The 22475-nt window shown below is 36.8% G+C and carries 24 protein-coding genes; 21 read left to right on the top strand and 3 right to left on the bottom strand.

The window, feature by feature from the left end:
* Positions 1-93: 93 nt before the first annotated feature.
* The 14 genes from era (at position 94) to IE867_RS06160 (ending at position 14199) form a co-directional block, all read left to right on the top strand.
* Positions 94-987, top strand: a complete 894-nt coding sequence (gene era, locus IE867_RS06095; protein WP_192483883.1) for a GTPase Era — start codon at positions 94-96, stop codon at positions 985-987.
* 26 nt (positions 988-1013) lie between these two features.
* A complete protein-coding gene (locus tag IE867_RS06100; RefSeq protein WP_192483884.1) occupies positions 1014-2078 on the top strand; it encodes an HlyD family secretion protein in 1065 nt (354 codons plus the stop codon).
* A 300-nt stretch (positions 2079-2378) separates the two neighbouring features.
* The gene (locus IE867_RS06105; RefSeq protein ID WP_192483885.1) at positions 2379-2927 is read left to right on the top strand and encodes a KdsC family phosphatase; all 549 of its coding nucleotides are present in this window, start codon (positions 2379-2381) and stop codon (positions 2925-2927) included.
* Positions 2927-3508, top strand: coding sequence for an LPS export ABC transporter periplasmic protein LptC (lptC, locus tag IE867_RS06110; protein ID WP_192483886.1), 582 nt, complete (start codon positions 2927-2929; stop codon positions 3506-3508). Before IE867_RS06105 ends, lptC begins: the two co-directional genes overlap by 1 nt.
* Positions 3495-4319: an LptA/OstA family protein gene (locus tag IE867_RS06115; RefSeq protein ID WP_192483887.1), complete on the top strand. Its 825-nt coding sequence runs from the start codon at positions 3495-3497 to the stop codon at positions 4317-4319. The genes lptC and IE867_RS06115 overlap by 14 nt, the downstream gene beginning before the upstream one ends.
* A 9-nt stretch (positions 4320-4328) precedes the next feature.
* Complete coding sequence (locus IE867_RS06120) at positions 4329-4769, top strand: DUF3301 domain-containing protein (RefSeq protein WP_192483888.1); 441 nt, start codon at positions 4329-4331, stop codon at positions 4767-4769.
* Between the two features lie 7 nt (positions 4770-4776).
* Entirely contained in the window at positions 4777-5484 is a 708-nt protein-coding gene (locus tag IE867_RS06125; RefSeq protein WP_192483889.1) for a glutathione S-transferase family protein, read from the top strand.
* 54 nt (positions 5485-5538) lie between these two features.
* Positions 5539-6495: an adenosine deaminase gene (locus tag IE867_RS06130; RefSeq protein ID WP_192483890.1), complete on the top strand. Its 957-nt coding sequence runs from the start codon at positions 5539-5541 to the stop codon at positions 6493-6495.
* Between the two features lie 23 nt (positions 6496-6518).
* Positions 6519-7403: a prephenate dehydratase gene (pheA, locus tag IE867_RS06135; RefSeq protein ID WP_192483891.1), complete on the top strand. Its 885-nt coding sequence runs from the start codon at positions 6519-6521 to the stop codon at positions 7401-7403.
* A 102-nt stretch (positions 7404-7505) separates the two neighbouring features.
* The gene (locus tag IE867_RS06140; RefSeq protein ID WP_192483892.1) at positions 7506-8597 is read left to right on the top strand and encodes an AI-2E family transporter; all 1092 of its coding nucleotides are present in this window, start codon (positions 7506-7508) and stop codon (positions 8595-8597) included.
* Positions 8597-10402, top strand: a complete 1806-nt coding sequence (locus IE867_RS06145) for a single-stranded-DNA-specific exonuclease RecJ (RefSeq protein ID WP_192483893.1) — start codon at positions 8597-8599, stop codon at positions 10400-10402. Before IE867_RS06140 ends, IE867_RS06145 begins: the two co-directional genes overlap by 1 nt.
* A gap of 124 nt (positions 10403-10526) precedes the next feature.
* The gene (locus IE867_RS06150) at positions 10527-11459 is read left to right on the top strand and encodes an Abi family protein (protein ID WP_192483894.1); all 933 of its coding nucleotides are present in this window, start codon (positions 10527-10529) and stop codon (positions 11457-11459) included.
* Positions 11452-13503, top strand: coding sequence for an ATP-dependent DNA helicase DinG (gene dinG / locus IE867_RS06155; protein WP_192483895.1), 2052 nt, complete (start codon positions 11452-11454; stop codon positions 13501-13503). The genes IE867_RS06150 and dinG overlap by 8 nt, the downstream gene beginning before the upstream one ends.
* A gap of 159 nt (positions 13504-13662) precedes the next feature.
* On the top strand, positions 13663-14199 hold the full coding sequence (locus IE867_RS06160) for a methylated-DNA--[protein]-cysteine S-methyltransferase (RefSeq protein WP_192483896.1): 537 nt from the start codon (positions 13663-13665) through the stop codon (positions 14197-14199).
* Here the strand turns inward: IE867_RS06160 and IE867_RS06165 are convergent.
* Positions 14194-16308, bottom strand: coding sequence for a hypothetical protein (locus tag IE867_RS06165; protein ID WP_192483897.1), 2115 nt, complete (start codon positions 16306-16308; stop codon positions 14194-14196). The two genes, IE867_RS06160 and IE867_RS06165, sit on opposite strands and share 6 nt — an antisense overlap.
* A gap of 222 nt (positions 16309-16530) precedes the next feature.
* Between IE867_RS06165 and IE867_RS14645 the strand changes: the two genes are divergently transcribed.
* From IE867_RS14645 to IE867_RS06190, 6 genes are all read left to right on the top strand, one after another.
* Positions 16531-16665 (top strand): AlbA family DNA-binding domain-containing protein, encoded by a 135-nt coding sequence (locus tag IE867_RS14645; RefSeq protein WP_225629978.1) that lies wholly within the window; start codon positions 16531-16533, stop codon positions 16663-16665.
* Positions 16662-17021, top strand: a complete 360-nt coding sequence (locus tag IE867_RS06170) for a winged helix-turn-helix transcriptional regulator (RefSeq protein WP_192483898.1) — start codon at positions 16662-16664, stop codon at positions 17019-17021. Before IE867_RS14645 ends, IE867_RS06170 begins: the two co-directional genes overlap by 4 nt.
* On the top strand, positions 17018-17662 hold the full coding sequence (locus tag IE867_RS06175) for an O-methyltransferase (RefSeq protein WP_192483899.1): 645 nt from the start codon (positions 17018-17020) through the stop codon (positions 17660-17662). The genes IE867_RS06170 and IE867_RS06175 overlap by 4 nt, the downstream gene beginning before the upstream one ends.
* A gap of 21 nt (positions 17663-17683) precedes the next feature.
* The gene (locus tag IE867_RS06180) at positions 17684-18310 is read left to right on the top strand and encodes a zeta toxin family protein (RefSeq protein ID WP_192483900.1); all 627 of its coding nucleotides are present in this window, start codon (positions 17684-17686) and stop codon (positions 18308-18310) included.
* A 15-nt stretch (positions 18311-18325) separates the two neighbouring features.
* The gene (speB, locus tag IE867_RS06185) at positions 18326-19282 is read left to right on the top strand and encodes an agmatinase (RefSeq protein ID WP_192483901.1); all 957 of its coding nucleotides are present in this window, start codon (positions 18326-18328) and stop codon (positions 19280-19282) included.
* An 83-nt stretch (positions 19283-19365) separates the two neighbouring features.
* Complete coding sequence (locus tag IE867_RS06190) at positions 19366-20127, top strand: copper homeostasis protein CutC (RefSeq protein WP_192483902.1); 762 nt, start codon at positions 19366-19368, stop codon at positions 20125-20127.
* A gap of 36 nt (positions 20128-20163) precedes the next feature.
* Here IE867_RS06190 and hslR read toward each other — a convergent pair whose 3' ends face one another.
* Both hslR and gorA read right to left on the bottom strand, forming a co-directional pair.
* The gene (gene hslR, locus IE867_RS06195; RefSeq protein ID WP_192483903.1) at positions 20164-20556 is read right to left on the bottom strand and encodes a ribosome-associated heat shock protein Hsp15; all 393 of its coding nucleotides are present in this window, start codon (positions 20554-20556) and stop codon (positions 20164-20166) included.
* Positions 20557-20588: 32 nt separating this feature from the next.
* The gene (gene gorA / locus IE867_RS06200) at positions 20589-21956 is read right to left on the bottom strand and encodes a glutathione-disulfide reductase (protein WP_192483904.1); all 1368 of its coding nucleotides are present in this window, start codon (positions 21954-21956) and stop codon (positions 20589-20591) included.
* Positions 21957-22257: 301 nt separating this feature from the next.
* Here gorA and IE867_RS06205 point away from each other — a divergent pair.
* On the top strand, positions 22258-22475 hold a 218-nt coding region (locus IE867_RS06205), incomplete at its 3' end, for a hypothetical protein (RefSeq protein WP_203249666.1).

Genomic DNA, 22475 nt, shown 5'->3' on the forward strand with positions numbered 1-22475 from the left:
TTGCACTATAAACGCGTGATTTCATTCGACAATAAGCGTTGCGCTCACTACAATGACTACAATTTCATAAGGAAACAGTAAGACGATCATAAGATGAAAAAATGTGGATTTGTCGCCATTATTGGACGACCAAATGTTGGAAAATCAACGCTTTTAAATCATATCCTAAAATATAAAATCAGTATCACAAGTCGCAAACCACAAACAACACGTCATCAAATTACCGGTATTAAAACCATTGAAAACACACAGTTTATCTATGTTGATACACCTGGACTTCACCAAGATGAACCACGTGCCATTAATCGCATGATGAACAAACAAGCAAGTAGTGTGATCAATGATGTTGATGTCATTTTATTCGTTGTTGAAGTGGGTAAATGGACAACGGCAGAAGAGTGGATATTGCAAAAAATCGAGTCGGTCAAAGTTCCCGTGATCTTAGTGATTAATAAGGTTGATCAATTAAACAATCGCCATGAAGCAGTCGAATTTACCGATGAGATTAAGCAGAAATACCCCTTTGCTGCAAGCTTTCTTGTTTCTGCCAAACAAGGGCATTTAATCAATAAGTTAGAAGAGAAAATTGAAAGTTACTTACCGGAAAGTGAGCACTTTTTTTATGCCGAGGATCAAGTTACTGATCGCACCGAGCGTTTTATGATGGCAGAAATCATCCGTGAGAAATTAATGCGCACTTTAGGGCAAGAGGTACCATATCAATTAACCGTTGAGATTAACAAAAGCAAGTTTGATGAAGCACGTCAAATTATGGAAGTTTATGCAACTATTTTGGTTGAACGTGCCGGACAAAAAGCAATGGTGATTGGCGCCAAAGGGCAAAAACTCAAAAAGATCGGCAGTGAAGCACGTCAAGATATGGAGTTTATGCTCGGGAAAAAAGTGTTTTTACAATTATGGGTCAAGGTTAAAGAGGGTTGGTCGGATGATGATCGCGCACTTAAATCACTGGGTTATGATTTTTAGGTTTTTTAGGACTGGAGCTATTGTCAATGACTGAACAAACGACAGAAATTTCAAATAAAACAGAAACAGGTAATCAAAATAAAATACCAACAGCAAAAAATGCTAGGGCAAAAGCGTGGAAGAAATATATCATTTTAGGCATTGTTATTTTACTTTGCGTGGTTGGTTTTTATGCTTATGTAAAATATACCGAAATTTATCCATCAACCGATGATGCTTATGTTAATGCCGATGTTATTCATATGTCAGCGCAAGTCACAGGCAAGCTTGATAAGTTATATATCAGTAATAACCAAGAGGTTAAAAAAGGCGAGCTGTTATTTACGATTGAGCCGCAAAGTTTTGAATATGAGCTTGCTAAAGCCAAAGCAGATTTGACATTAGCACAAGAGGAAGTTGCTGCGATTAAAGACTCGATTAATCTACAAGAAGCAAAGCTCAAACAGGCGCAAGCGCAGAAATTTGTCGCAGAACAAAAAGAGGTGCGTATTGCCAAGCTAGTTGTTCAAGGAATGGTTTCAAAAGAAGATGCTGATGAAGCCAAAGGCGATCTTGAGGTGGCTAATGCTAATGTTAATGCTGCATTAGCCAGTATTGCCCAAGAGCAAAAACAATTAACATTGCAACAATCAAAAATTGCTGCTGCCAAAGCAAATGTGTCAACGGCAGCATTAAACTTAAGTTATACCAAGATTTATGCCCCTGCATCAGGGTTTGTGACGAACTTTACGTTGCGTCCTGGTTCACTGATTACACAAAATCAAAATCTATTTGTGCTAGTGAGTAATGAGTCCTATTGGTTGGATGCGAACTTCAAAGAAACACAGATGTCACGGATGAAAGTCGGACAAAAAGCGTCTGTAACCCTTGATATGTACCCTAATGTAACATTGCATGGCACGATTCAAAGTATTAGTGAGGGAAGTGGCAGTGTATTTTCTTTATTGCCTCCTGAAAATGCGTCAGGCAACTGGGTCAAAGTAGTACAGCGCTTTCCTGTAAAAGTTGTTCTTGATCAGAGTGAAGTTAACAAGGTGCCGAGTCTGCGCGTTGGCGCATCAGCAACCGTTGAGGTTGATACGAATTCTTAATTATTCTAATTTGCTTTGTAAAATAGTCATATGCATATGCACTATACCGGTCGTAGATCATTTTTTATTGTTCAATGTCAAAGAAGTTTTTAATGCTTACAGACGATTGAATTGCAGGTAATAGCTAGGACTATTGACAAAGTTCAACGACAGAAATCCTGTAATAACAAGCAATAACCCAACAAATTGCAGAGAGCTGAAATTTTTAAAACGCGTTGATTATAGCTAGAGAAACACTATAAAATGATTTGCGGGCGGTATATACTAACCCAAGTTTCTAAATAGAGTTTATATCACATAATGATTGACACAAGTTTAAAAGAGAAAATAGCAAATATTCAGTTATTGGTACTGGATGTAGATGGGGTTTTAAGTGATGGTAAAATTATTCTAGGCAATGATGGTAATGAGACTAAGCATTTTGATGTTAAAGATGGCTTAGGTATGCTTTTGTTGCAAAAGTTTGGTGTTAAAGTGGCTGTTATTACTGGAAAGAGCTCGCAAATTGTCCATAATCGCTTAACCGCTTTAGGTGTCAATGATATCTATCAAGGACAAAAAAATAAAATTAAAGCTTATGAAGAGTTATTAACAAAGCATCAAATAAGCAAAGAAAATGTCGCCTATATGGGAGATGATTTACCAGATTTGACCTTGATGATAAAATCTGCCGTTTCCTTCGCACCAGCTGATGCGCTAAGCGCTGTTAAAACGCGTGTTGATTACGTGACCGCACAAAAAGGCGGCTATGGTGCCGTGCGTGAAGTCTGTGATCTGATATTAGAAATCAAAGGGTTTCTAGATAAAGTGATTGATGATTATATCACTGTTGGTGAGGTTCAAGCTTAATGTTTTTTAGTAAGCGTGTTTTCTTCACAACGATTGGACTTGTTGTTGTTATTGGTACAAGCGGTTGGTTAGTGGTTAAATCAGCACAAGAGCAAATTAGTCATGGTGATCTGCCAGCACACTTCGTTGAGAATACGGCCAAAGCGATTACCTATGAAAAATATGACACGAAAGGTTGGTTAGAGTATACGGCAACCGCAGTTAATGCCACGCGCTTTTATAATCAAGATGCAAAGCTTACAACAGTTAATGCTACACTGTATTCAAAAGATAAAAAAGACAAGCCTTGGAATATCACTGCCAATTACGCTGATATTACCAATAACAACAATAACATGCATTTATATGGCAATGTGGTGATGCTGCGTAATGCCAATGGCAAAAACTCACCTGCGATTAAAATTGCGACTGATTCAGTAAATTACGATGATGACAAAGACTATATGGATACAGATAAAAAAGTTACGATAAGCCAACCAGGTACACCAAATAATACGATTGGTACAGGCATGAATGGATCACCTAAAAAAGGTGATTTTAAGTTATTGAAGGATGTAAGAAGTTATTATGCAGGACAGTAAAAGAGATAAAAAAAGTAAAAGAAATAAGAGTGGGGTAAAACATAGCTTGCTAAAGTATGCATTATGTAGTGCGACTTCTTTATTTATGCTAGCGCATGCCTTTGCCACTGAACAAAGTGGCTCAATGGATGCCGCTAACATGTTTGGTAAAAATGCTAGCAGTGATGGTCAGATTACCATTTGTAGTGACAGCTTATCTTATAGTCAGAATGCGCACAAGATCATTTATCAAGGCAATGTGCTTGTCATGCAAACTAAAGATGCAAATATTCAATGCAGTGGTTATAGCGTTCCGAATGAAAATAGTAAGTGGCCGGTATATCAATTTCCCAATCCAAAGGAAGCTGATGGTAAAGTGGATTACACAAAAGTGCAAAAAGCAGCATTAGACTATGCTAAGGACGTTTGTAAAAAGCAAAATGGCTGTCGTTTTTTAACAGGACAGAAGCTGACGATTTTATTTGATGATCAAAATAAGCAAGTCAAAGACGTTGTATTAACGGCTAATACACCTTACATTGCTAAGTTCTATTCTTTGCCGTTTCCAAAGCAGGCGCAAAATAATAAAAACAAAAATAATGGTGATGGTTCAGATCAGCAAACGGTATATGCTGAAGGTAGACAAATGAACTTTAATATGCTCAACAGTACGCTAACTATACAAGATAAGGCCTATGTTGATCGCGCAGGTAATCGCTTCTCCGGAGATAAGGTGCTTTATGATACTAAAAATGGTCTAGTGACGGTGCCAAATACGGGGCAAAGAGCAACAGTTATTTTAAATAACTTAAATAGTGAAAATAGTAAGTAGGTTGTTAGCATGAGTATTGGCGTAGTCAGTGCCGTTATTATCATTGTCATCGCGATCTTGATCTGGCGTAACTCAATGAAAGCAAGAGAGCATGCGGTTTATATGGCAGTTAAAACAGCAAAGCAATGGGATGTTCAGTTGTTAGATGATACTGTGTGTCTCACAAAGATGCGTTTATCGCGCCAAAGCAATATCGGTAGCATGTGTTTATTTCGCGAATATGCGTTTGAGTATAGCTATGATGGTGTCGATCGCTATAAGGCTTTTTTGCAGTTTAACGGTAACCAGTTTTTGCAGGTTATATCAAATGATCAAAAGATCAGCTTCAAAGAGATACAAGGCGAAAACGCTACTCATAATAAAGAGATGTACACTAATAATATTATTGACTTAAGTGCTTATCGCACAGAAGATAAAAAATCTCCCAATAAAGATAATGACAAGGAGTAGTGAACTGATGATTGAATTACATCAATTTCCTAAATTAGGTGATGTGCCAAACTCCAGTCCTTTTTGTATGAAATTAGAAAGCTATTTGATTGCACAAAAAGTGTCATATCAAAACTTTTATAGTGCGGATTTACGTCGCTCACCAACGGGAAAAATGCCATATATTAAAAAGCAAGGTAAGTTTTATAGCGACAGTAGTTTTATTATTGATCTATTGGAGAAAGAAAGTAGCACACCAATGCAGCAAAACCTAACTGCTTTAGAAAAGTCACAAACCTTGGCATATCAGAGGTTATGTGAAGAGCATTTATATTGGGCTTTGGTTTATAGTCGTTGGGTTGATGTTTCTACTGATAATAACTGGCGCAACATAGTACAAGAAGGAACAAAACTGCCTAAATTATTGTTTGGCATGATTTTTAAAGTCATGAGCAAAAATGCGTCTAGGCAAACCTATGAACAAGGATTAGGGCGCTTGACCAAAGCACAAATCTATCAAAAAGCAGATGAAGATTTATGTGCATTGTCTAATTTTTTAGGTCAAAAAACCTATTTTTTTAATGAGTCACCAAGCTTACTAGATCATATTGTTTATGCTGTTGTTGCTAATATTGAGCACACCCCTTGGCAAAGCCAGTTAAAGCAACAACTCACAAAGTATCCTAATCTACAAGCGCATAGTGCGCGTATGCTTAAGCAGGTTTTCGGTAAATAAACATAAGTAAAAGAAAAAACATAAAAAACACAAAAAATAGGTAAAAACAAAACCATGTCACACAATATCAAAACCTTATTGCAACAACCTAAAGCTGAATTACACATGCATCTTGAGGGGAGTCTTGAGCCTGAGATGATGCTGAATTTGGCGCAGAAAAATGGTGTTAATCTAAAGTACAAAAATTTAGCAGAAATCAAAAAAGCATATAACTTTAATAATCTGCAAGAATTCTTAGATCTATATTATCAAGGTATGTCTGTACTTCAAACCGCTGATGATTTTTATGATTTAACCTATGCCTATTTGCTTAAATCACAACAAGATCATGTGACACATACTGAGATTTTTATCGATCCACAAGCGCATTTATCGCGCGGCATTTCACTTTCAACTCTTTTTGATGGGGTTAATCGTGCCGTCAAAAAAGCGCAAACTGAGCTAAACATAGATACACAATTAATTATGTGTTTTTTGCGTCATTTATCAGAAAAAGATGCTTTAAACACCTTTGATCAACTGATGGCGTATCGTGATAATTTCATTGGTATTGGTTTGGATAGCTCAGAGCTTGGCAATCCACCAGAGAAATTTAAAAATCTCTTTGAATTAGCACGTAAAGAGAAGCTTCACTTAGTTGCTCACGCTGGTGAAGAGGGGCCTGATGAGTATGTTTGGCAGGCCTTAGATATCCTAGGGGTTGAACGCATTGATCATGGTAATGCGATCTTAACTGATGATGTATTAATGAAACGTATTGCAAAAGATAATATCGCACTTACGATGTGCCCATTATCAAACAAAGCTTTAAAAGTAGTACCAAACTTGGTCGATCATCCGGCGCAAATTCTATTAGATAAAGGCATCAAAGTAACGATTAACTCCGATGATCCGGCATATTTCGGTGGTTATGTTAATCAAAACTATATTGAACTGATTGAAGGTTTAAAGCTAGACACCGCGGAAATTCAGCAGTTAATTGATAACAGCCTGACTGCTCGGTTTGTTTAAGCATTATTACAAAGGGGGTTAGTATGAGCTTAGTTATATCTTTCCAAGGGGAAAAGGGTGCTTATTCAGAACAGGCGATTCATAAGTTTTATCAAGCACAAGATAAGCAAAATAAACTAAATAAACAAAATCAGCAGAGTGAGCAAAGTGCGATTAAAACTTTAGCCTGTGGCTCATTTGCTGAAGCACTCGAGATGGTTGCTGAGAAAAAAGCTGACTTTGCGATGATACCCGTGGAGAACTCAATTGCCGGTAGTGTGATTCCAGCCTATGATGAGCTGATTAAATACAATCTACGCATTCAGCATGAAGTCATTTTGAAGGTTGAGCATTGTTTGATGATTCACCCTAATGCAGATATTGATAATATCGAGTTGGTTCGTTCACATCCACAAGCCTTGGCACAGTGTCAGAACAATATTGAGCGTATGCAGTTATCCCCTAAGAGTTTTGTTGATACCGCAGGAGCTGCTAAATACATTGCTGAAAAGGAGGTTCTAACGCAAGCGGCGATTGCCAGTAAGTTAGCTGCGAAAACCTATTCGTTAAAAGTCATTAAAGAGCACTTTGAAGATGAACCGTTTAACTTCACGCGATTTTTCTTGTTGGGACGTGACGAGCTAAATATACCGTATGAAAAAGATCAATTGTATAAATCATCAATTATCTTTACAACATTGCATAAACCTAATGCATTAGTACAAGTACTTGCTTGTTTATCAGAGCACAATATCAATATGTGTAAGATTGAATCTAGACCATCACGCTCGCGTGCTTGGGATTATAGTTTTTTTGTGGATTTTGAAGGTCATGAAGAACAGCCAAATGTACAAGCTGCCTTATTAGCAATTTTAAAGAAGACTTCGTTTTTGAAGAACTTAGGATGCTATCAATCGATCACGCTGTAAATCTTAAAAATTCACACGTATTTGCGATCATGAAATACTATAAAAAGCACGATAATTTGTATACAATCGTTTGTCATTGAATCTTACAAATAGGTAATTCCTTTGATTAAGTACTTAAGGCAGTGGTATCACAAGAAATTTGATAGCAATGAACCTGCCGTCTTTATAGTCGTAACGGTCATTGCGGTACTCATTATTAACTTTTTTGGTGATCTTTTAGCACCAATTTTAGCCGGTGTTGTCATTGCATATTTATTAGAAGCCATTGTTTCTTTTTTGTCAAAAAAATTAAAGTTAAATCGCAATTTGTCTGTTTATATCGTTTTCTTAATTTTTATTGCGTTAGTGATTATGTTGTTACTATTTGTGCTTCCAGCCCTAATGCATCAAGCGGGACAATTCGTACAAAGCATTCCACAGCAGATTAATAATCTACATGCAAGTTTATTGGAATTATCTAAAAAATACCCAACGATCATTACACCTGAACAAATCAAAGATGCAGTAAATACGATCTCAAATATTAAAATGGATAAAATTGCCGGTATTGGTCAATATCTACTTAAATTTTCTTTAGCATCGCTATCAAGCATATTTACTTGGTTGGTCTACTTATTTATCGTGCCATTGTTAGCATTTTTCTTTTTGAAAGACAAAGATCGTATTGGTAAATGGTTTGTCAATATGCTGCCTAAAGAGCGTGGTGCACTCGAAGAAGTATGGGCAGATGTGCGTCCACAATTGGGTAATTATGTCAAAGGCAAAACAATTGAGTGTTTGATTGTTACCGTCGTTACCTATATTGGTTTTATCGTTTTTGGTTTGAATTACTCACTACTATTGGCTATTTGTGTGGGGCTTTCGGTATTTATTCCTTATATCGGGATGGTGATTGTTACTATTCCTGTGGTACTTATTGGAATCAGTCAATTTGGCTTTAGCTCCGAGCTTTTTTATATGCTTTTGGTTTATTTGACCATTCAAGGTTTGGATGGCAACTTATTGGTGCCGTTATTATATTCTGAGGCGTTGAGCCTTCATCCGGTGGCAGTTATTGCTGCTGTTCTTATCTTCGGTGGCATATGGGGCTTTTGGGGGTTATTTTTTGCGATTCCATTGGCAGCACTTATCAATTCTGGTGTTAAGATGTGGACTCGACGCAATATTAATAATAAAAATCTTAAGGAAGCCTAATGGCTGAAGTGAGGTTCAAAGAGAGGTTAAAGCGTCCAGAGGTTATCATTCAACAGCGTCCTTTTCATCGCAAAGTGCATCAAGTATTGCTTGACAATAAGGTGGATAGCTTTATTGCGAGCATTATCGCGCGACGCATTGATGATCCTGAGCATGCTCTAAAGTTTGCTCACTTAAAGCTTAAGTTTCTCACCTCGCCACATTTATTAAAAGATGCGACAAAGGCGGCAAAGCGTATTATTCAAGCACTAGAACGTGGTGAAGTCATTGGACTTGAAACTGATCATGACTGTGATGGACAAACATCACATGCAATTTTGCATGTTGCATTGACTCATATTTTTAACCATCCAGCGAATAAAATTCGCTCATATATTGGGCATAGAATGGCAGAGGGATATGGCTTATCTGATAAACTTGCACAACGTATTTTAGATGATGATACGCGTCCATCATTGGTAATCACTGCTGATAATGGCTCAACCGATGAAGCGCGTATTGCATTATTAAAGTCACAAAATATCGATGTGATTGTCACTGATCATCATGCGATTCCTGAAGAAGGCGTGCCGCAAAGTGCTTATGCTGTGTTAAACCCAACACAAAAGGGTTGTGAGTATAATGACCCCTTTATTGCCGGATGCATGGTAGCTTGGTTATTGATGGCGGAGGCCAGAAGACTATTATTGCTTGAAGGAAAAACGATCAATAATGATTGCCAGTTAACGGATCTACTTGATTTCGTTGCTGTTGGCACAGTTGCTGACTGTGTCTCTATGGCAAAGAGTATAAATAATCGCGTTGTGGCTTATTATGGTATGCACAAAATTTCACAGTTAACACGTAGCTGTTGGCGTAGTTTTAGTGATCATTTTCATCACAAAGTCGATAGTGAATTTTTAGGGTTTGTCATAGCACCTTTACTCAATAGCGATGGACGCATGTCTGACGCCTTAAGCTCGGTGAGTTTCTTATTAAACGAGGATCATCAAAAAACCAAGCAATGGGTTGAGTTCTTACAGCAGCAGAACAATCATCGCAAAGCCATTCAAAAAGAAATGACTGCTAAAGCAATGAGTGAAGCCTCAAAGCAATATGCAAAGGGTGCCTCAAGTATTTGTGTCTATCTTGATGATGGGCATGCTGGCGTGCATGGCATTTCAGCAAGCCGCATTAAAGATAACTTCGGACTGCCCACTATTTTATTCTCACCTAAGCAAGGGGAAGATGATATTATCACGGGATCTGCACGTAGTATTGATGGTTTAAATATTAAAGCCGTATTAGATCTTATTTATCAAAATACGACAGGTATTCTGATCAAATATGGTGGACATACCGGAGCTGCGGGATTAACCATTTACAAAGATAAATTTGTAGAATTTTCTCAAAGCTTCAATGATTACTGTCAAAAAGCAATTACTGAGCATAATATTACTGCCACACCAATTATTTATTGTGATGGTGAGTTAACTGCCGAGGAGTTCACACTTAAACATGTTGAAAAATTTGCTTTGCTTGAGCCGTATGGTCGCGAGTTTGAAGCGCCTGTTTTTTGTAATAAAGCAAGTATTTATAGTTTTAAATGGGTGGGTAAAGAAAGCCAGCATCTACAATTAATGCTTACCATTCATGGTAAGAACCTTAAAAGCATTTGGTTTTTTGCCGATGAGTATTTAGATGATGCTGATATTCAAGTCGGTGAAGAGGTTCAAGTGGCATATCGCTTATCGAAAGAGCACTTTAATGGTCAGACGTATGTTAGCCTTAAAATTGTTTATTTATCAGCGATTCAATCTAAATAATTTAGCGATATAGAGATGAATAACTTGCATTTTTGGACTCTAATGAATACACTTAGGAGCAACATAGCCGCTATGCCTCTGATTCAAGCACACTTTAGCGGCTTTTGCGTTTTAAGGGACAAACATGGAATTTATTAAACCTGCGCTATCACTTGAGCAACAACTTGATCTACTCATAGAGAGAGGACTTATTGTTGATAACATTAATCGAGCCAAACGCTATCTAGAGCACATTGGTTATTATCGCTTATCAGCATATATGATTCCTTATTATGAAAACAAGGTTAGACATTACTTCACTGAAAACACTCAATTTGATGATATCTTAAATTTATACATATTTGATCGTAAGTTGCGACTATTGCTGCTAGAGGCTATTGAACGAATAGAAATATCATTTAGAAGTCAGGTCACAAATAGTTTTGCAAATCAGCTAAATGCACATGCTTATCTTGAGTCAATTCATTTTGATACACGATACAAACACGAATGGTTGGTTGAGAAGATTGAAAATGAAATGAAAAAAAGCAAAGAATCATTTATTGTTCACTATAAAGAAAAATATAACACACCTCAATTACCCCCTGTATGGATGGCTATCCACCTACTCAGCTTTAAAGAACTGGTGTTGATGTATCAACATATAAGAAATAAAATTGTCAAACAAAGCGTTGCAAATAATTATGGTTTACAGGAGCCTGTATTAACCTCATGGATTCGAGCATTGTCTGATTTGCGTAATTTATGCGCTCATCACAGTCGTATTTGGAATAGAAATTTTGGTTCCAAGCCAGTGATTCCTAAAACATTACCATCCAAATGGTTAAGAACATTTCCTGAGTTGATTGATATTGGTAATAATCATAAAATTAGCCCCCGAAACAGTCTATTTTTTCATATTGTAATTATTTGGTACTTTTTATCTAAAATGAATCAAAATTCAACTTGGTTAGAGCGATTAGTTAAGTTATGTAAAGAGTATAAAATTGATATGACTTACCTAGGTTTTCCGCAAAATTGGCATCAAGATGCTTTTTGGAGAAAAAACAGTGAGTAATCATACAGAGCTTAATATCAAAAAGCTTTTTGAAGAAGCGGATTTATATGTGCGTGATGCACAGTTGACAATGATTGAAGCAGTTAAAGAAACATTGATCAATAATGAAAAAATTGTTATTGAAGCGCCAACGGCAACCGGTAAAAGCTTTGCTTATTTGCTCGGTGCGCTTTTAGCAAATGAAGTACGCGCTAAACAAGGGCAAGAGAAGTTATCGATTGTTGTCTCAACGGCAACAGTAGCATTGCAAGAGCAGCTGATTGATAAAGATTTGCCATTTATTCATCAGCTTATGCAACACCATAAAATTGAGTTTAGTTATCAATTGGCAAAAGGGCGTTCACGCTATTTATGCCCGCGTAAATTGCATCACTTTGACAGTGATGATAGTGATTTGCAAAAAGAAGCAGAAATGCTAGATCAGCGTTTGAACAAAGATTGGGATGGTGATTTTGATCTGTTGGAGAAACCGGTTTCTAGAGCATTGATGAGTGAGATTTATAACACCAGCAGTTCGTGTTCGTTTAGCCGTTGTGAATGTTATCGCGAATGTCCTTTTTTTAATGCGCGCCAAGGCTTGCGTAAAGTAGATATTATCGTTGTCAATCATAGCTTGCTATTGTCACATCTTGATCTTGGTGATGGTGCAATTTTGCCTAAATTTGAAGACAGTCTTTATATTATTGATGAGTGTCATCATTTACCCGATCGGGCATTAAGATCACTTTCTGGTTTTGCCTCACTATTAGGTTCGCAAACATGGATTAATGATGTTGATAAGCTGTTAAATGGTTTACCTTCTGAGCTTGCAGATCGTAGCATGCGTGAGAATTGGAAAGAGGTGCGTAAAAACCTCATTCAGCAACTCACTCAAATGCAGCAGTTAATTGATCCGATGTATGCTCATGCAATGAAAGAAGAAAATGTTTGGCGCATGACCCATATTACCGATGAAATGCTTCAGCTTGCGACATCCATTAAAGAGGGTGCGGCTTTTTATATGAATCAGTGTGATAAGCTCAAAACGAAGCTTGATGATTTTGCTGAGAAAAGTCAGATTCATTCCGCCAGTAGTTTAGAGAAGCAATTCACACAAATTGGTTTTTTATTAGAGCGCTCAAAAAATCTCTACAATGTCTGGTCATTGATGATTAATCAAGCGACGATGCCTCCAATTGCTAAATGGGTTATTCCGCATGAAAAAAAAGTGAAGCAAGATGAAGTGCAAACGGATATGTTGGCAACCAATTTTCAAGATTATGATATCCATGCATCACCGATTGAAGCAGCTTCATTATTAAAACAAGTCTTTTGGCAAAATGTACAACATGGTGTGGTGATGTGTTCAGCCACAGTGCGCTCACTGGGCAAATTTGATCGCTTTTTAAATGCCACATCCCTTAAAAAAGAAGCCAAAACCTTGCTTTTATCTTCACCGTTAAATTATTCCAAATCAAAGCTTATTATTGCTGATATGCAATATGAGCCAGCGCAACAAGACAAACATATTGAAGAAACCGCCGAGCTCCTCAATGAAGTCTATTTTAAAGACTTACATGAAGGTGCCTTGATGCTCTTTACCAGTATTCATGCGATGGAAAAGGTCTATATGCGCTTAAACAGTGCCCTTAAGAAAATCACGCTTATCCAAGGTGATCGCTCAAAACAGGCAATGATTGCCATTCATAAAAAGCGTGTTGATCAATTTAAACCATCGATTATTTTTGGTGTTGATAGCTTTTCTGAAGGGGTTGATTTGCCTGGTGCTTATCTAACACGATTGATTATTCACAAATTACCATTTTCTGTGCCAACCAATCCAATTGACAAAACACGTTCTGAATGGTTGGAGTCGATTAAGCGTAAACCCTTTATGGATATATCATTGCCGCAAGCATCACTAAAGCTTACACAAATGGTAGGGCGTCTGGTGCGTACAGAGGCGGATGTTGGTGAGGTGATTATTCTAGATAAGCGCTTAAAAACTAAGTTTTATGGTAAAGCACTTTTAGAGAATTTACCTGATTTTGAAATTGTAAAATGATAAAATTGTGACATAGTAATGATGTATGAATAAGTTGCATCAGCTAGTATCTTTCCCCTTGAGAGATTACTCATGCAGCTTAAGCTTGCACGGGTGAGGAGGATATTAAAACTCAACTTATTCTTGATTTATTGCATAGTAAAACGAAAGGGAAAACCGATGAAAAGAATTCAGAAATTTTTCAAACTTCTACCTGATCAAACCGTCTATGATAGGCTGAAATCACCCGTTGGCGAGCTCATCTTATTTGCATCAAATAAAGGACTTCATCATGTCTTTTGGGAGCATGAAGCACAGTTAGAGGCTTTTCAGGTGGGTATTCAATCATTTAAGCAAGATGTTAATCATCCGATAATTGTTAAAGCAAAAACTCAATTGACTGAATACTTCAAAGGCAAACGTCAAGTATTTGATATTCCATTATGCCCACATGGCACAGACTTTCAGCTAAGTGTCTGGCAGGAGCTTCGTAATATTCCTTATGGCAAAACAATAAGCTATGGTGAGCAAGCAAGGCGCTTGGGTGATAAAAACAAAGCGCGCGCTGTTGGACTTGCCAATGGTTTAAACCCAATTTCAATTATTGTGCCATGTCACCGAGTCATCGGCAGCAATGGCAGTTTAACCGGCTTTGGTGGGGGATTGGATAATAAGGCGAAGTTGTTGGAGCTTGAGCGGGGTGGTACTAAATTATGATGCCGTTTGTGGATTGAAAAATGGACTATTTTCTATCTTTTGAATAAGATCATCTGCTTGAATTTGGGTCATATCCAAAAAACTTGCCCACATTTCAATAGAGTTCAAATCTGCAATTAACTGGTCCTTCTCTTGCTTTAGGTCTTCAGGTAACGTTGATCCCCGTAATGAGGATAGATTGAGCTTTATCAAAAACACTAAATATACCTTGCGCAATGATTCATTTCTTTTAATCTCAGTCACATTAAGTTTAGAAGGTGAAATACACCATTGATCCCAATATGATTGGATTTCTGGAGTAAAACTATTGCAATTAACAGCTTTGAGATAAATTGTACTAAGAGATGAAAAGCAACTCCAAATTGAAGCCTTTTTATTTTCCATAAAAACGCCAAATAAACTTTTGCAGCGCTCGCTTAATTTTGGATTACTGTTTGCCATATAAAGTAAATAGCCCATAAATTCAAATAATATACATGCTCTAACTTGCTGGCGAAATTCAAATAACGATTTAGTAATTTGATCGAGTTCAGAACCAGAGCTATGCGTTTGATCAACAAATAAATTTAAGCAGCTTTGCAACATGTTATTAAAATCACCAACTTTATTAGCATCAAATGCTAGTTTAAATAATTGTTGAAAAGCCTGTAATATAGAGATCACATACTCTTTATACCTCTCAGGATTGCTATTAATAACATCATTGATCTGATACCTAAAAATACGCCGCAAAAAATCCCATGCCTCAGATTTGCATATAGTTGGGTCTGTCGCATCTTTAACTGCACTATAAAATGGTATTTGAAAATATTGAATTTGCATATTAAAGAAATAATAATCTTGATTGCGAATAGCTAAAAAGAGGACGTCTTTGTGGAATTGCCATATGGGCTTGAAGATAACATCATCTATAGACTTGAACGATTGAGGGTAAATATTATATTTTAACTTATCAAAAGGGAGAAGAAAAATGCTTACTGATTGGTTAAACAAAAATAATAAATCTAGATTTTTTTGTGCTTCTCTATCGATATTACCTGTAGTTAAAGAATAGATAGTATCGAGAAGATTTAGATATATCCTAATTGAAAACTGAATGTCATCTTGTCGATGCTCTAAAATGGCTTTTTCAAAAGATTTTGAAAGTTGTATGAACTCATATCTAGCGGTATCCATCAATCGACTATAAGTAAAATTGACAGTGAATGTATGATTAATTTGCTTGTTGAAGATTTTAAAATCTATATTGTCCTCATTAGATCTTATTGCAAAAATAATCGTTTCTTTATCAACTTTCTTTTGCCATACATCATTTATAAAAATTTCTACCGATGGATCTTGCTTTTTCAAGTTTTGAAGTAAACCATATAGTTTTAATAAATTGACATCGCTAAGAATTCCAACATCTTGTGCATGGATCATGTGATATTTATCGGCATCAAAAAAATCTAGAATTTTATAGGAAAAAAATTGTTTAATTGACGAATCTTTGCTAGATAGCAACAAGCTAATACCAATCTCATATAATTGGTTATTCACATATGTTTTTTGCAGGAGGTAACATAAACGTAATGAGTATTCTTTAAAGTGCTTTTCCTCAAGTTTTGAATAGTTCACTAGCAACTCAATTAAATTATATACAGATTTTATTGATAGTCCTGATATGAATATAGTCATGATTATTAAGAACGCTATATTTTGACAAAGCAAGTAAACAATAATGGTTAGTAGGCTGCAACTCAAAATAACTAGCAAGTAACTTTCTTTAAAAAGCATACTATATTTGTTGGGATTAATTTCTTGATTTAGGTTGCTCATACCAAAAATAGCAATTGTGACGCTCACTGGTATGATTCCAATGAATAATGTTATGATATTTGCAGTTGATCTAAAGTTATCCATCATAAAGTTATTGATAACAGGTATTGCCAAAAGTGCCATTGAAAATAAAAGAATAGAAAAAACAATAATCACTAAATATAAAAAAGCTGCAAATGACGGCAACATTAGGCTGAATTTCTGTGGTGGCACTTGATGTATTGTTGGAAGCTCTTTTTCACATAAAGCTTTTAATGAGTCGCATTGTTCTAACTTTAATTTGGTTTTCATATCACAGTCCTTGTTGATGTTTCTAGTAAATTATAGTAGATATTTTGACGCATGAATTTTTATATAAGCCATCAGGTTGTCCTAATTACTTAAGCATGTGATAATGCCTACAGACTTAAGCTATACTAGATATTTAAATAGCATAAATGGTAATCTTGATAAAAATATTGTCTAAGCCTTCAATTATTAACAATGAAATGTCAATTTGAGGAAGCAGCAAAAATGACAACCTTCCACCCATATGAAAACGAAACCACGGAATTTAAGCGCGAGCTTACCGATAGACTGGAAAAGGAAGTAGTTGCTTTTTTGAATTCTGCAAAAGGTGGTGATATTTATATCTGGGATCTGGCATGAATCGTATTCTACAAGCTTATTCAAAACGTGTTTTTCATTTTAGTGAAAATTTTATGGAGGTTGCTTTTTCTTATGATCGTGATTATTTCGGCTCGTTGGAAGAAAAAGGTCTCGATAAAAGCGCAAAAACACCATTGAAAAAGTGGGGTGAAAAGTGGGGTGAAAAGTGGGGTAAAAATGAAAGCAAAGTTTTGGCATTGATTTCATATAGCAATAAGATAAGCATAGTAGCTATCGCAGAAGAAACAGGATTAAGCACCTCAGGTGTAGAGAAAATAATTAGCCGTCTTAAAAAGCAAGGTGTTATCAAGCGGATTGGTTCAGCCAAAGGTGGTTACTGGGAGATCATTACATGAAACAAAACCAATTTACAGAACAAACTATTTGGCAGTATTGTCTTGACCATACCAAGCCAAACTCTCTACTTTTACAAGCATTAAAGGCCGATACTAAAAGTTCAGTACATGGTGCACAAATGTTATCAGAAACAATTGTCACTAAGCTTTTGCAATTTTTTATCAAAATGCAAAATCCAAAAATATGCGTTGATTTAGGCACCTTTAGTGGGTTATCTGCATTAGCAATGGCGGAAGCAACTGCAGATGATGCTTTAATTTATACGATTGATCGCGCACATCAATCAGGGCATGAGTTAGCTTGTAAGTATATTGACGAAAGTAGTGTTGGTTACAAAGTTAAAATGCTTATTCAAGAGGGCGTTGATGCGATAAGCAAGCTTCCTGATGATATTGATTTTGCTTTTATTGATGCAGATAAAATGCAAACACAGCGCTATTTCGATTTGCTACTGCCGAAGTTAAGTGCGAAGGGCATGATCATTGTCGATGATGTGTTATGGCGAGGTGAAGTGCTTGATCCTGTGGATAAACGCGCCAAGGCATTAGATGATTTTAACCAATATATTTGTAGTCATCCTCAAGTGGATAATTTAATATTGCCAATCAGACACGGATTACATCTAATCATTAAAAAATAAGAAATTAAAAAAGTATATGCAATGAATACAACGATTAACCATTTTGTAATGCAATCCATTCAGGTCAGCGCTGATAATGCGCCGATTGTCATTTTTTTATTGGGTGCCAACGGTTCGGGCAAAAGCTCATTACGTGCTTATTTGGATTTATCAAATATTCAAACGAATATTGATCCTGATGCACTTAATCGCATTGCGATGTTAAAAAATAAAGATAATCCATTGATCTTTGCATCAAAGCAAGCGATTACTTTATATAAAACTGCACTTGAGAATAGCTTAAACACTTGTATGGAAAGTACATTTTCAGGTAAGAGTATTTTAAATCGTATCATGCGCGCTAAACAGCAAGGTTATCACACTGTATGCTATTTTATGGGCTTGGAGTGTGTTGAGCTAAATATCGAGCGTGTTGCCCATCGAGTGAAAAAGGGAGGGCATGATATTGCTACTGAGCTTATCGTCAAACGTTATGATGAATCAGTCGCTAATCTCATCAATCATCATCATTTGTTTGATGAATTACATGTGATTGATAACAGCTTGGATTACTATCGTTTGCAGTTTTCGCATTATAAAGATCAAGTGGTCCAATACGATAAAATATTGCCTTGGGCTAATGGTATTTATAAACAAATTAATCAATAAAAGGAAAGAGCACAAATGAGTGAATTAGTTGATGCAGCCATTGCGCGTAAGGCACTAAAAGGATCACAATTTGAGATGACTTATGGTGGGGTAACAAGTTTTATGCGTCGCAACTACACCAAAGATTTGACAAATGTTGATGTTGCTGTCAGTGGTGTACCTTTTGATTTGGCAGTTACCTATCGCTCAGGTGCACGCTTAGGACCAAGAGCGATACGCGCAGCATCAGTACAACTTGCAGAGCTTACCACATTTCCATGGGGTTTTAATCCTTTTGATGAGCTTGCTGTGATTGACTATGGTGATTGCTTTTTGGATCCACATAATCCAATGACGACACCTCATGCTATCCAAGCGCATATCAAAAACTTACTTGATCACAACGTCTTTCCATTGACCTTTGGTGGCGATCACTATATTACCTATCCTATTTTAAAGGCGATGGCTGAAAAACATGGCAAAGGTTTATCAGTAATCCATTTTGATGCACATTGTGATACGTGGCGCGATGATGATGAGGATTCCTTAAATCATGGCACAATGTTTTATAAAGCAATTAAAAATGGCATTGTTGATCCTAAACATTCGGCACAAATTGGCATTCGCACGTGGAATCAAGACTTTATGGGGATGAATGTACTGGATGCGCCTTTTGTCCATGAGCATGGCGTTAAAACAGTTATCGAGCGTGTAAAGCAGATTGTCGGTGATAGACCGACGTATATTACTTTTGATATTGATTGTTTGGATCCGGCATTTGCACCAGGCACAGGCACTCCCGTGTCAGGGGGATTAAGTTCCGCGCAAGGCTTAGCTATTTTGCGTGGATTAACGGGTTTAAATTTGATTGGTGCTGATGTGGTTGAAGTCGCACCTGCCTATGATCATGCTGAAATTACGGCGATTGCTGCGGCTCATGTTGCCTGTGATATGATTTGTCTTTTAGCGCATGATAAAAAAATAAAAAAATAAAAAAATGAAGAAATAGTGAAAATAGCAAATCAAGAAAGCCAATAGCAGGTCATAAAAGCAAAAAGTGGGGGAGGCAGTTAAGCATGAATATTGAAATTTGTCTGGATAATCTTGAATCTGTTGATGTGGTAGCAAAGTTTCCTGAGATAACTCGTTTGGAGATTTGTAGCGCTCTGAGTTTAGATGGCTTAACGCCTGCGCCTTATTTAGTGCAATATGCTAAAGAGAAATCAATGGCTTATCGTCACACAATGATCCGTCCGCGCGCAGGGGATTTATGCTATAACGAGGCTGAAATTAAGATGATGGCTCAAGAGATAAAACTTATGCATGAATCAGGTGCAAATGGCGTTGTTATCGGTGTGCTTGATGTAAACAGTCATATTAATATTGCAGCAACTAGATATTTAACAGATCTTGCTAAGTCTTATCAATTAGAGGTTACTTTTCATCGCGCGATTGATATGGTGCCTGATTATCTTGCCAGTGTGCAGATATGTGTCGATCTGGGTATTAATCGCATTTTAACATCTGGTGGTCAAAAGAAAGCATTTATGGGGCTAGATGACATTGCCAAAGTGGTACAAAAATATCATGGTCAAATCGAGATTATGGCAGGTGGTGGAGTCAATAAAGATAATATTCCACATTTTAAAAAGGTTGGCGTTGATGCTGTGCATTTCTCAGCGGCAAGTAACAAAAGTAATGTGAAGGGTGAAAGTGTTTTTAGCAAAAGCTCATTAAGTTATAACGTAACCAATGAGGATATTGTTAAAGAAAATATTGCAGCTATATCCCCATCACACCCAATCACTCAAAAATATCAAAAACTTCTTCAACCTTAAACACCGCAAAATGATTTATGATGGGTATGGCTTATATCAATCACCACTATCTTGCTGATGCTTAAAAGAGATAATTTGACGACGCTCTTTTTTATTTGGTTTCGTTGGATTGGGCAGGGTGGCTTTGTTTAATTTCCTAAGCATTGTTTCGTGTTCGCGTTTCTCAATGCTATCAGTGGTTTCATTGTAAAGTGTTTGGGCAATGCTTGCTGCCCCGCGTTTATCAGATAAGCCAATGACTGTTACAATTTTCTCAGCATAGCCTTGACGAATGGTGAGTGTTGCGCCAATCTCAACTTTTTTACTGACTTTTGAGCGCGCGCCATTGTAATGCACTTTGCCACCTTCAATAGCATCTTTGGCTAATTGGCGCGTTTTGAAAAAACGTGCCGCCCATAACCATTTGTCTAAACGAACATCATCTGCCATATTTTATCCTTCTAGAAATACGCTTAGTAATATTAACGCATGGTAACCAGCTCTTCAGCACTGGTTGGATGAATAGCTATGGTATTATCAAGGTCTTGTTTTGTGGCACCCATTTGGATGGCAACGGCAAAGCCTTGTAATATTTCATCGGCATCTAAACCAATTAGGTGACAACCTACCACTTTTTCATCAACACCTGCAACAATAAGCTTCATCACGGTAGGCAATCTAAAACCTGAGATCGCAGCAAAAAGTGGAGTAAATTTACTTTGATAGACTTTGATATTATCTTTGCCATACTGATCATTGGCGTCTTTTTCAGATAAGCCCACTGTACCAATTGCTGGATGTGAGAAAACAACCGTTGGAATCAAATGTGCGTCTAATTTAAGATTGCTTTCACCATTAAATAAACGTCTTGATAAACGTCTGCCTGCGGCAATTGCAACTGGGGTTAGTTGTGCAGCTCCTGTGGCATCACCAATGGCGAAAATATGAGAAACTGTTGTTGTTTGGTACTCATCAACGATAATAGTGCCATTATCATTGAGTTTAACATCTGTATTTTCCAATCCTAAATTAGCCGTAAGTGGGGCGCGTCCTGTTGCCCAAACGAGACAATCAACATCATAAAGCACATCACCATTATTTAAATGAATATCAAGTAGCTCATTGGATTTCTTAACCACTTGAGTGATATTAGTATTGGTTCTTACATCCATCTTTAACATTTGCATACTGCTAAGTAATTCATCACTTAACATTTCATCAAATTCTTTAAGTGGTTTATCACGACGAATCAGAAGATGAGTTTCTGTGCCTAATTCATGAAAAACACCGGCAATCTCAACACCAATATATCCACCACCAACGATGACAGCTTTTTGCGGCTGTGTGTCAAGTTCAAAAAAATCATCCGAGGTAATACCATGTTCAGCACCTGGAATATTCTCTGGAATCAAAGGGTAAGCACCTGGACAAACATAGATATAATCAGCACTTATTTCGGTGGCACCATTTTCATTATCAATGATGATAGTATTGTTATCTTTGAATTTTCCCCATCCTTTAAAGTGGGTAATTTTTTGGCTATCAAAGAGCTTATTATAAAACTGATGAATATTAGAAATATAAGTTTCACGTTTGTTTTTAAGGGTTTGCCAATCAAAGCCTTTAACATCTAAATCAAAGCCATAGCCTTGATAGTCATGTTTTAAACGAGAAGCAAGGTTGGCTGCATACCACATGGCTTTTTTAGGCACGCATCCGCGATTAACACAGGTACCACCTAGGTCTTTTGCCTCAACAATAGCCACTTTTTTCCCGAAGCGCGCTGCTTGAACACCTGCAGCAATACCACCACTGCCACCACCAATACAAATTAAATCAAAGTGTTGCATTTTTTTCTGTCTCTATATGAAAAGTAGAGCAGTAGTATATACCGCCCACAAACCATTTTACAGAATTTCCACCATTGAATTTCTCGTACTTTTGAATGGTTACGCACTTATTATACGAATCCGTCAACAACTATTTGTGTAGGTTTTGTGAATAAAATAATAATATTAAGAGTAATGGCACTACCTTAAGCACTGCCAATGTATAAAAATGCACTTTGAAGCATGAATTTCTTGAAGTCAGTAACCACATAGGTTTATATATTTTTGCCTCAAAACTCAAAACCCAAATGGAAACTGACAAATGCATTATGCAATTAATAATCTGAAATCACAAATTGAAAAGCAAAAAAAGGCGCTTTTAGAAGGTGATCAAGGTTTAAGTATCAAGAGTCTTCTATCCTCTGATAAATTTCAAACCATCATCAATAATTGCCGAGACTTTAGATCGCGTCTTTATACGCCATTTGTCACTCTCGTACTCTTTATACGACAAGTGCTATCTCCAGATAAATCCTGTAA

Source organism: Cysteiniphilum marinum (assembly GCF_014857925.1).
Lineage (GTDB): Bacteria > Pseudomonadota > Gammaproteobacteria > Francisellales > Francisellaceae > Caedibacter > Caedibacter marinus.